Here is an 8,866-nt window from a genome sequence, read left to right as displayed (position 1 = left end):
CCATAGAGCGTTGGAACCACCTGATCCCATCCCGAACTCAGAAGTGAAACGATGCATCGCCGATGGTAGTGTGGGGTTTCCCCATGTGAGAGTAGGTCATCGTCAAGATTAAATTCCGAAACCCCAATTGCGAAAGCAGTTGGGGTTTTGTTTTTGTCGCATGGAAAAATTGCTCTTATTCGCAAACAAATTTGCACAGTTATTTTCGAATTGGAACACTAGAATAGCCGCTACTTTCTCCACTTCCAGAGCCATCTATGCCAGATCCGGTTGACGCCCCCGGGTTGTCAGAATTACCACTGGACGACCTGGTTGCCTGCCATGAGTGCGATCTGCTGATGCGCAAGCCAAAGCTTGCTCTCGGCGAAAAAGCCCAATGCCCGCGTTGTGGCTATGAGCTCTACGCACACCGGCACAATGTCGTTGAACGTAGCCTGGCTCTGGTGATCGCCGCCTTGCTGCTCTACGTACCGGCGAACTTTCTTCCCATCATGCAGCTCAATCTATTGGGACAGTCTTCCGAAGATACCGTCTGGAGCGGCGTGCAAGGCCTGTTCGATACCGGTATGGAAGGCGTGGCGCTGGTGGTGTTCCTGTGCAGCATGGGCATCCCCCTGATCAAGTTGATTTGTCAGCTCCTGGTTCTGTTGAGTATTCGCTGGGACTTCGGGCGCAGCTATGGCCTGCTGCTCTACCGCATTTATCACCACCTGCGTGATTGGGGAATGCTCGAGGTCTACCTGATGGGGGTGCTGGTGGCCATCGTCAAATTGGCTGACATGGCCTCCATCACAGTGGGCCTGGGCCTGGTGTGTTTTATCAGTCTGTTGTTGGTCCAGGTCTGGCTGGAGGTGGTGATGTCGCCTCACCAGATCTGGCAAGCGTTATCGGGAGAGGATGTGCATGCGGGCGATTGATGCAGGCATTCTGATTTGCAGTGAGTGCCACGAGTTGAACCGGCAGGCAGCCGACAGCGATGAGCAGGTCTGCACACGCTGCGGAGCCCAGATCCACCCCCGCCGTCCCAACAGCATCCTGCGCACCTGGGCGCTGTTGCTTACCGCCGCCATTCTCTATGTTCCGGCCAATCTGCTGCCGATCATGACGGTCAGCTCACTGGGCCAGGGTGACCCCAGCACCATCATGTCGGGGGTTATCCAGCTGGTGCAGCACGGCATGTTTCCCATTGCCGCAGTAGTCTTTGTCGCCAGTATCCTGGTGCCCACCTTCAAGCTGGTGGGCATAGCCTTGCTGTTGTTCTCGGTGCAGCGCCACCAGCCACTGTCGGCACGGCAACGGATCATCATGTACCGCTTTATCGAGTTCATCGGTCGCTGGTCGATGCTGGATATCTTTGTCATCGCCATCCTGGTGGCGGTGGTCAACTTTGGACGGCTGGCCAGCATCGAAGCCAATCTCGGTGCGGTCGCCTTTGCCAGCGTGGTGATCCTGACCATGCTGGCCGCAGTAACTTTCGATCCCCGACTGATCTGGGATAACACGGAGTCGGACGACGACCATGACTGATTTGCCTACCGCCAAAACCCGCCCGGCCTCCAATTGGTCAGCCATCTGGGTGCTGCCCCTGATTGCCCTGATCATCGGTGGCTGGCTGGGCTGGCGTGCCTACAGCCAGACCGGCATCGAGATCCAGTTGCGCTTCGAAAGCGGCGAGGGGATCCAGGCCAACAAGACCGAGGTGGTCTACAAAGGCATGCCCGTGGGCAAGGTCAAGACCCTGGCCCTGGACGATGAGGGCAACTCCCGGGGCGTGATCGCCACGGTCGAGATGAACAAGGACGTCGAGCAGTACCTGAAGACCAACACCCGCTTCTGGCTGGTCAAGCCCAGCGTCAGCCTGGCCGGCATCACCGGATTGGAAACCCTGGTTTCCGGCAACTACATCGCGGTCAATCCCGGCGATGGCGAGCCTGCGCGCAAGTTCAAGGCCCTGGCCGAAGAGCCGCCGTTATCGGACGCCAAGCCCGGCTTGCACCTGACCATCAAGGCCGAACGCCTGGGCTCGTTGAACCGCGGCAGCCCGGTGTTCTACAAGCAGATCCAGGTCGGGCAGATCAAAAGCTTCCTGCTTTCCGAAGACCAGAACACCGTCGAGCTCAAGGTCTATATCGAGCCGACCTACGCCAACCTGGTGCGCAAACACACGCGTTTCTGGAACGCCAGCGGCATCAGCATCGACGCCAACCTGTCCGGGGTCAAAGTGCGCAGTGAGTCCCTGTCCAGCATCGTTGCTGGCGGCATCGCCTTTGCCACGCCGGAAAACCGCAAGGACAGCCCGCCTACCGACCCAAGCCTGCCATTCCGTCTCTATGAGGATTTCGACGCTGCTCAGGCCGGCATCCGGGTCAAGGTCAAGCTCACCGATTTCGAAGGCCTGCAGGCCGGACGTACTCCGGTCATGTACAAGGGCATCCAGGTCGGCAGCCTGAAGGCCCTGAAGGTCGACTCCGATCTCACCAGCGCCACCGCCGAGCTGACCCTCGATCCGCTGGCCGAGGACTACCTGGTCCAGGGCACCCAGTTCTGGACCGTCAAACCCTCCATCTCCCTGGCCGGTATCACTGGACTTGAGGCGCTGGTCAAAGGCAACTACATCGCTATTCGCCCCGGCGACAAGGGCGCCGCGCCCCAGCGCGAGTTCGAAGCCCGGGCCAAGGCCCCGCCCCTGGACCTGCGCGCACCCGGCCTGCACATGGTGCTGTTCACCGACAACCTCGGCTCCCTGGATGTGGGCAGCCCGATCCTCTACAAGCAGGTCAAGGTCGGCTCGGTGCAGAGCTATCAGTTCTCTCACACCCGCAAGCAAGTGGTGATCGGCGTTCATATCGAGAAAGAGTACGAGTCGCTGGTCAACGGCTCGACGCGTTTCTGGAACGTCAGCGGCATCACCCTCACCGGCGGGCTCACCGGTGGCATCCAGATCAAGAGCGAGTCGCTGCAAAGCCTGATGGCCGGTGGTATCGCCTTCGAGACGCCGCTGCCCAACGTGCCGCTGAAAAAGCGCATTCCGCGTTTCCGTCTGTTCGCCAATCAGGAAGAGGCGGCGCAGCGTGGCACCCTGATCAACATCAAGGTGGATCGCGCCGATGGGCTGCGCGCCGGAACGCCGGTGCGCTTCAAGGGCCTGGATGTGGGCAAGCTGGAAGCAGTGACCCTCAGCGCCGACCTGCAATCGGTGATGCTCAAGGCGCGGATTACCGAAGTGCCCGAGCGTATCGCCCGGGTCGGCAGCCAGTTCTGGGTGGTCAAGCCGGAGCTGGGGCTGATGAAGACCTCCAACCTGGAAACCCTGGTCACCGGTCAATACATCGAGGTTCAGCCCGCGGCGAAGAACCAGGGCGTGCAAACCAGCTTTGTCGCCTTGCCGCAGCCGCCGGAAGCCAGCGTCCAGGAAGCGGGTCTGAGCCTGGTATTGAGCGCTGCTCGCCGCGGCTCGTTGAAGGTGGGTGTTCCCGTGACTTATCGCGAAGTGACGGTGGGCAAGGTGACGGGCTACGAACTGGGCCAGACCGCTGACCGGGTGCTGATCCACATCCTCATCGAGCCCAAGTACGCGCCGCTGATTCGCGGTGGTACAAGGTTCTGGAACAGCAGTGGATTTGGCGTGGACTTCGGCCTGTTTAAGGGCGCCACGGTGCGTACCGAATCCCTGGAAACCCTGATCCAGGGCGGCATTGCTTTTGCTACCCCGGATGGCGAGCGCATGGGCAACCCGGCTCGCCCGCAACAGACGTTCCCGCTGTTCGACAAGTTCGAGGATGAATGGCTGACCTGGGCGCCCAAGATCCCCCTGGGCAAATAACCCTCTCGTAGGAGCCGGCTTGCCGGCGAAGAGGCCCTCAAGTCCGGCGTTTTTCTAGAGGACGCCTTCGCTGGCAAGCCAGCTCCTATAAAGGCTATCCAATAAAAAAGGCCGCACTCGAAAGAGTGCGGCCTTTTTCGTTGCGGCGTTACGGAATCAGACTTCGTCCAGTTCCGCTTCTGCTTCGGGTTCCACGTTCAGCGTCGCCTTGACCTGATCGTGACGACGGATGAACTTCCAGTCCGCCTCGTCGATGTAGATACCGTTCGGCCCGCTGCCGCCTTCCAGGTCGATGGCCACCTGGGCTGACACCTGCGGCTTCACACTGGCCAGGATCGGCACGAAGCCCAGTTGCAGGCTGGTTTCCAGCAATGCCGCCTGGTTGCGTTCGTCGATGTCCGCCGCCTCGTCGAGGTAGTAGGGCAGGCGAATGCGCCCGGCCTGGTCACGGTCCATCAAGTGCAGCAACAGGTACATGTTGGTCAGCGCCTTGATGGTCATGGTGGTGCCGTTGGACGCCGCGCCATCGATGTCGGTGTGGATCACCGGCTGGCCGTTGACCTTGGTGATCTCGAACGCCAGCTCGAACAAGTCTTTCAGACCCAGCTGGTTGTGGTTGGCCGCCACCAGCCGCGCCAGGTACTCCTTGGCCTCTTCGTTCTTGTTGTCCTGCTCGGCACTCTGGCTCAGGTCGAACACCGACAGGGTTTCGCCTTCCTCGTACTGGCCGGCGCTGTGGATGATCTGATCGATGTGCTTGAGGGCTTCCTTGTTCGGCGCCAGGACGATGCGGAAGCTCTGCAGGTTGGACACCTGGCGCTTGTTGATCTCGCGGTTGAACAGCGCCAGCTGGTGTTCCAGGCTGTCGTAGTCGCTGCGGATATTGCGCAGGGTCCGGGCGATATCGGTCACCGCGGCGCGGCGTGCCTTGCCCAGGGTCAGGGCTTCATCGGTGCGGTGGGCATAGGCGTTGATCAGCAGTTGCAGGCGGCGCTCGACGTCATCCTCGCTGTCGAACTTGGCCACGCCCTTCAGACGCACCTGGGCATACAGCGCCTCGATCTGCCCGTCGACCCGCTGCAGGCCCTGCCAGCTGTCCTGGTAGTCGTTGAGCAGGGGCAGCAGGTTGTCCATGGAGTCGTCCACCGGGTCCATGAACGGCGTGCCGAACGGCAGGTCCGCCGGCAGCAGCTGACGGCGGCGCAAGGCGTCGTCGAGGGTGCGCTGCTTGGCTTCCATGTCGGCGATCTGCCGGCCCACCAGTTGCAGCTTGGCCGACAGTTGCTGGACGCGTTCGGTGAAGGCATCGCTGGAGCGCTTGAGTTCGTCCTGGGCCGCTTCCATCTGCGCCAGCTGTTCCAGCTTTTCGCCTTCCTCGGCGCTCAGGGTCTGGGCGCGGCGGAAGTCTTCCAGGGCCTTCTGCGCATCCAGCACCTGCTGGTACAGGGCTTCGGTCTGGGTCTTGCTGGCGGCGCGGTCGGCGGCCACGGCGGCTTGGGTCTTGAGCTGCTTGAGTTCTTTTTCCAGGCGCTCTTTCTGATCCCGCAGGGCGGCGCGATCGGCCAGGGCCTGCAAGGCTGGCGGTTCGATGTGGGAGATGTCGATGGTCAACCCCGGCACTTCGAAACGCTCGCCCTTGAAGCCGTCGAGGATCAGCTCCACCGACTTCACCCACTCGCCGTTGTCGTCCAGGGCGATGCCGTGCTCGCCCAGCGGCAGGCTGAACAGCGCGCTGTTGAACAGACGCATCAGACGCTCCACGTCCTGCTGGGAGAACTCCTCGCGCAGGCGGGCGTAGCTGTTGTTGTCGGCATGATCGAGTTGCTGCTTGACCGACTTCAGGCGCTTTTCCAGGTCCCGCAGGCGCTCTTCCAGGTCTTCGGCGGAGAACTGCCGGGACTGGGCCAGGGCGCCGGCCAGTTCATCGTGGGCATCCTTGGCCGCCAGCAGTTGCTGTTCCAGGACCTTCACGTCGTCCACCAGGGCGAAGCGGTGCTTGAGCACCGACAGCTCGCCGAGCCAACGCTGGGTGCCGGTGATTTCCCGTTCCAGGCGCATCATTTCCTGGGTGCTGCTGCGTTGGTCGTTTTGCAGCGCGTCCTGCTCGTTGCGGTAGTGCTCGGCCTGGAGGGTCAGCTCTTCCTTGCGCGCGCCGGCGTAGTCCGACCAAGTGCCCAGCAGCGAATCCAGCAGCGGCGACAGGCGATGCAGCTTGCCCCGCAGAATGTCCCGCTGCTTCACGCCGTTGGCCAGGGCTTCCACCAGAGGGCCGGCGGCCACCAGGGAGTTGTAGTCCTGTTCCATGCGCCGCACATCGCGGAAGGCTTCGTCGCAGGCGGCGATGTAGTCGACGCTGCCGGAGCGCAGGCTGTGCTCGAAGGCATCGAGGAACAGCTGCTTGAGCTTGGCTGCGGTGATCTCGCGCATGTGCAGCAGGTTGATGAACAGCGCGCGGAAGGTCTTCAGGCTCTGTTCACTGGTGGAGCGCAGCGGGATCAGGGTCAGGTCCAGTGGAATTGAGGTGTGGCCGCCCACCAGCAGACGCCGCAGTTCATCCGGCTTGAGTTCATAGGCCTTCAGGCCCTGGCGCTCCAGGTTGGTGAACAGCTCTTTCTGCCGCAGGCAGGTGTCGTCCTTCTGGTAATGCGCCAGGTCCAGCTGGCCGGCGTAGGCGAAGAACTGGTGGCCGAAACCGCCGCCCGGGCCGCGCCCGACCACGCCAATCACATGAGGGCCGTGGGGCAGCGAAACTTCCACCAGGATGTAACTGGTGTCCGAGGCGAAGTAGAAGCGCCGGGATTGTTCCAGGCTGTACTTGCCGAAGCTCATGTCCGACATGCGCGCCAGAATCGGGAATTGCAGGGCGTTGATCGACGCCGACTTGCCCAGGTTGTTGGCCCCGTAAACCGACAGCGGCTCTTCCAGGGGGAACAGGCCCAGGCTGTAACCGGCGGTGTTCAGTAGGGCGAAGCGGCGGATGCCGTAGCGTTCCTTGCTCATGCGTCGAGCTCCTGTTCTTCGGCGATGGCCCGGGCCAGCGCGTCTTCTTCACTTTCTTCGGACTCGTCGAATTCGCTCAGGTCCAGCGGGTCATCGGTCTGCAGCAGTTTCTCGTCGCTGTCGTTGTCTACCAGCACCGGGGTCGGCAACGGCAGCACACTGTGCAGGCTGGCGGCCAGGTCGCGGTCCTGCTGTACCGACAGGCAAACGTCGAGGAAGCGGTGCATCGGCGGCAGGAAGCGGTAGATCCCCGGCTCCTCGGCGGCAAAACCCAGCTGGGTCATGCGGCGCATGATTTTCTCTTCCAGCTCTTCCTGGGTCTGCACTTCGGCCTGGATAAACAGGTCGCGGTATTTCTCCAGCAAGGACGGCAGTTCGTCACGGCCGAGGCTGCCGCCATCGAGCACGGCGATCGGGTCGCGGCCCTGGTCGGCCAGATGCTCCACCAGGATGAAAGTGAACAGCGCCAGGCGCTGGGCGGTCTTGTTCACCTGGGCGGCGGCGTTGTCGGGAACGAAGTAGTAGAAGCCGCGGGTATCGCACACCAGCTCGAAGCCCAGGGCCTTGAACAGGGTGCGGTACTGGTCCTGGAAGTTCGACAATTGCGCGTACAGCTCCGGGTCGCGGCGGCTGACGTGGTAACCCTTGAACAGCTCGCGGAAGATCGGCGCCAGCTGGGACAGTTCGGAAAGATCAAGATGCATGGGCGTTGCTCGCAGAATGCTCGGCGGCGTCATCGCGGGCCGAGAGCAGGGCGAAGGAGCGCAGGCTGACCTGGTGCTCCTGGGTGTGGTAGTCGCGGCGTTCGAGGCGCTCGCGCTTGAAGCGTTTTTCCCGGGACAGGCGCGAGAACCAGTACAGCAGTTCGTCGGTGGCGCCATCCGGCTCCTGGTCCAGCAGCCAGCTCATCAGGTCCGGCATCGGCAGGGCGTCTTCGCAACGTTCGAGCATCTCCCGAACCGTGCGCGGTGCCTTGGGGGCCAGGCCCTTGTGGGTCTTGTGGGCCTTGGGGAAACGCGCCGGCTTGGGCTCGAAGCGGGCCAGGGCATAGACATAGGCTTCCACCTGGCCGGAGCTGCCAAGGAAGGTGCTCTGCGGACGGGTGAACAGCGGCATCGCCGCCTGGGGCACCGCGTCGATGCCCTTGCGCCGGATCGCCGCCAGGGCCAGGGCCGCGCCACGGGTCACGGCGTTGTGCCGACGAGCTTCTTCACGCAGGGGCAGCAGCAGTTCCCGGGCATGACGCAGGGTCAGCTGGGCGCTGGTCTGCATTTCCAGAATCCGCGCGTGGGTGCGCAGCAGCATGTCGTCGTCCACCAGGTGGCCCAAGCGCTGCTGCTCGGTGAGCAGGCGCAGCAGGACGTTTTCCACCTTGCGCACGCCCTGTTCGAAGGCGCCGTCGGCGTTCACCAACTGGATCATCGGTTCGACGTATTCGTCCCAGGTGGCCAGTACCTCGGCATAGCGCTGGCGCAGGGGGATCTGCCGGTCGCTGGTCTTGGCCCGCTCGGCCACGGCCACCAGGGCCTGTTCGTCGTTGGCGAGCTTCTTCAGGACATCGCGCACGCGCATGTCCAGCAGCCGCAGCTGGCGCGCCAGGTCGTTGCCGTCGCGCACGTCGAAGGCGTCCTGGATGTAACCGGCCAGGCGCTCCAGGTGGCGCAGGTAGGCTTCGATCTCCAGGCACAGGCCCAGGCGGTGCTCACGGCGCAGGTAGGCGAGGAAGTCGTGGATCTGTGCATTGAGCTCGAAACGGTTCGGGCTTTTCGCCACCGGGACCAGGATGTCCAGGCGTATCCATACGTCCAGCAGGTGGGTGATGTCCTGGGGCGTGCTGTCCAGTTGTTGGGCAGCCAGCTGTGAACGCAGTTCGGCAAGACTCAGGGTGCCTTGGTCGAAGTGCTCGCACAGCGGCTCCAGAAGTGCCCAGTGTTCGGCGAGGGCGCGCAAGACGCGCTTGGGTTCGATCATCGGAATGGCCGGCTGGTTGGCAATGAAAGGCGGCGATTGTACTGCATCAGGCGGCCGACGATTCACCCCCGG

At 62.6% G+C, this 8,866-nt stretch carries 6 protein-coding genes and 1 rRNA gene; 4 read left to right on the top strand and 3 right to left on the bottom strand.

Going from position 1 to position 8,866, the window contains the following annotated elements:
* The 4 genes from rrf to GWQ44_RS27780 all read left to right on the top strand — a co-directional run.
* Positions 1–108: ribosomal RNA gene (gene rrf, locus GWQ44_RS27795) — 5S ribosomal RNA — on the top strand; the annotation flags it as partial.
* A gap of 149 nt (positions 109–257) precedes the next feature.
* A complete protein-coding gene (locus GWQ44_RS27790) occupies positions 258–917 on the top strand; it encodes a paraquat-inducible protein A (RefSeq protein ID WP_016963560.1) in 660 nt (219 codons plus the stop codon).
* Complete coding sequence (locus GWQ44_RS27785; protein WP_016963561.1) at positions 904–1,527, top strand: paraquat-inducible protein A; 624 nt, start codon at positions 904–906, stop codon at positions 1,525–1,527. The genes GWQ44_RS27790 and GWQ44_RS27785 overlap by 14 nt, the downstream gene beginning before the upstream one ends.
* Complete coding sequence (locus tag GWQ44_RS27780) at positions 1,520–3,823, top strand: MlaD family protein (RefSeq protein WP_016963562.1); 2,304 nt, start codon at positions 1,520–1,522, stop codon at positions 3,821–3,823. The genes GWQ44_RS27785 and GWQ44_RS27780 overlap by 8 nt, the downstream gene beginning before the upstream one ends.
* Before the next feature lie 156 nt (positions 3,824–3,979).
* Here the strand turns inward: GWQ44_RS27780 and mksF are convergent, their stop codons facing one another.
* From mksF to mksB, 3 genes are read right to left on the bottom strand one after another with little or no spacing between them, the layout of a single operon-like run.
* Positions 3,980–6,823 carry an Mks condensin complex protein MksF gene (mksF, locus tag GWQ44_RS27775; RefSeq protein WP_016963563.1) on the bottom strand — a complete coding sequence of 948 codons (2,844 nt, stop codon included), beginning with the start codon at positions 6,821–6,823 and terminating at the stop codon, positions 3,980–3,982.
* The gene (gene mksE, locus GWQ44_RS27770) at positions 6,820–7,527 is read right to left on the bottom strand and encodes an Mks condensin complex protein MksE (protein ID WP_015637041.1); all 708 of its coding nucleotides are present in this window, start codon (positions 7,525–7,527) and stop codon (positions 6,820–6,822) included. The genes mksF and mksE overlap by 4 nt, the downstream gene beginning before the upstream one ends.
* Positions 7,517–8,794, bottom strand: a complete 1,278-nt coding sequence (gene mksB / locus GWQ44_RS27765; protein WP_047306115.1) for an Mks condensin complex protein MksB — start codon at positions 8,792–8,794, stop codon at positions 7,517–7,519. The genes mksE and mksB overlap by 11 nt, the downstream gene beginning before the upstream one ends.
* Positions 8,795–8,866 lie beyond the last annotated feature (72 nt).

The organism is Pseudomonas sp. 3MA1, from assembly GCF_029237275.1.
In the GTDB taxonomy this organism is placed as follows: Bacteria; Pseudomonadota; Gammaproteobacteria; order Pseudomonadales; family Pseudomonadaceae; genus Aquipseudomonas; species Aquipseudomonas fluorescens_AP.
This window is presented reverse-complemented; position numbering and strand designations above follow the sequence as displayed.